This is a genomic window from Oligella sp. HMSC05A10 (assembly GCF_001808335.1).
In the GTDB taxonomy this organism is placed as follows: Bacteria; Pseudomonadota; Gammaproteobacteria; order Burkholderiales; family Burkholderiaceae_B; genus Oligella; species Oligella urethralis.
Genome location: NZ_KV792893.1, coordinates 1 through 1,276, shown reverse-complemented (window position 1 = coordinate 1,276; position 1,276 = coordinate 1). Strand labels below are relative to the sequence as shown.

Genomic DNA, 1,276 nt, shown 5'->3' with positions numbered 1-1,276 from the left:
AGTCAGCGGGGACGGCGGTGGATAATAACTACCTCGGTACGGGCGTAAATCTGTTTGGTTGGCAAATTGGTCAAGATCAGTACGCAGAGTTTGGCCAAGAAATGGAAGCTGCGTGCGCTATCAGTCCTGAGGCGTGTCAAGAAGTACGTCAGAAATGGCATGACCTCTCAGTTAAACAAAGTGGGTTGACTGAGGAAGGTGTGGTTGCATGGCATGAGAAACTGGATGCGACCTTTAAAAATCTGTATGGCCAATGTCAAGGTGATACGTCGTGCGTTGCGTACCTGGATTTACAAAAAGAGTTAGTAAGTATTACGCATTTAGGGTTACATGAAGACTTGGGAGTTGTAGGAGTTAACCTGAAACACGCACTGGACATTCAGCAGGGGAATTGGGGTACGTTGCTATTAGATGCTCTGGCGGATTTTAGTTTTGTTCCTGCACCATCTTTGGTTAGTCAAGGTGCAAAACTTATTTTGGTTAATAAATTAACTCAATCAGGTGTGAAGTTCAATAAACAAGCATTAGTTGCTATTCGAGAGTTGCCAAATGGGAAGGTTGTGTTTTTAGAAACTGGGCAAGTAGGAGTAGCAGGTATCAAAGATGCAGGATTGGCACATATTGTGAAAGAACATGCAGGTGATTTTGCCAAAGTTGGTATTAAGGAAAAAGATATACCTAAGGCAGTGATGGATGCAGTAAATCATGGGAAATTTTTAGGTTATCAAGGAAAAGGAACAGGTAGAGCTATTTATCAAGTTACTGTAAACGGTAAAACTCAAAACATTGCTGTTACGGTTGGTAGCAATGGATATATTGTTGGCGCTAATCCTACTAGTGTAGTGAGATAATATGAAAAAAATTAGATTAATGCCTGATTATTTTTGCTCACCTATATGGCACAATGATGAAATAGAAGTTGGGAACATTGATTTGGATGAATTGCCTATATCTAATCAATTGAAAAAAGAGTTGTTATCGTGGGCAGATTTATTTGACAAAGGACTTAATATGGATGACCCAAGTAATTCGTATTGGGAGGAATTTGATTATGAGCAATTTATTTCTATGGGGAGATCATTATTATTAAAATTGCGAACAGAATTAGGATCTGAATATCAGGTTGATTACTATTATGATTAGTAACAAGCATTTTGATTTATCAAATAAAGCTTTTAAATTAAACAAACAACATTTTTCGCACAAAGATCATTCAATAAAACAATATTAGCATCTGTTTTTGCCGGCGGTGATTTGCAGTTAGATACCGTTACTG

Annotated in this window: 2 protein-coding genes; both read left to right on the top strand. The window is 38.1% G+C overall.

The window, feature by feature from the left end; all coding sequences use genetic code 11:
* The coding region (locus tag HMPREF3144_RS11785) for a hypothetical protein (RefSeq protein WP_204373954.1) at window positions 1-851 on the top strand (851 nt) is incomplete at its 5' end.
* A 1-nt stretch (window position 852) separates the two neighbouring features.
* Window positions 853-1,143: a hypothetical protein gene (locus tag HMPREF3144_RS04230; protein WP_018575298.1), complete on the top strand. Its 291-nt coding sequence runs from the start codon at window positions 853-855 to the stop codon at window positions 1,141-1,143.
* The last annotated feature ends 133 nt before the right edge of the window (window positions 1,144-1,276 follow it).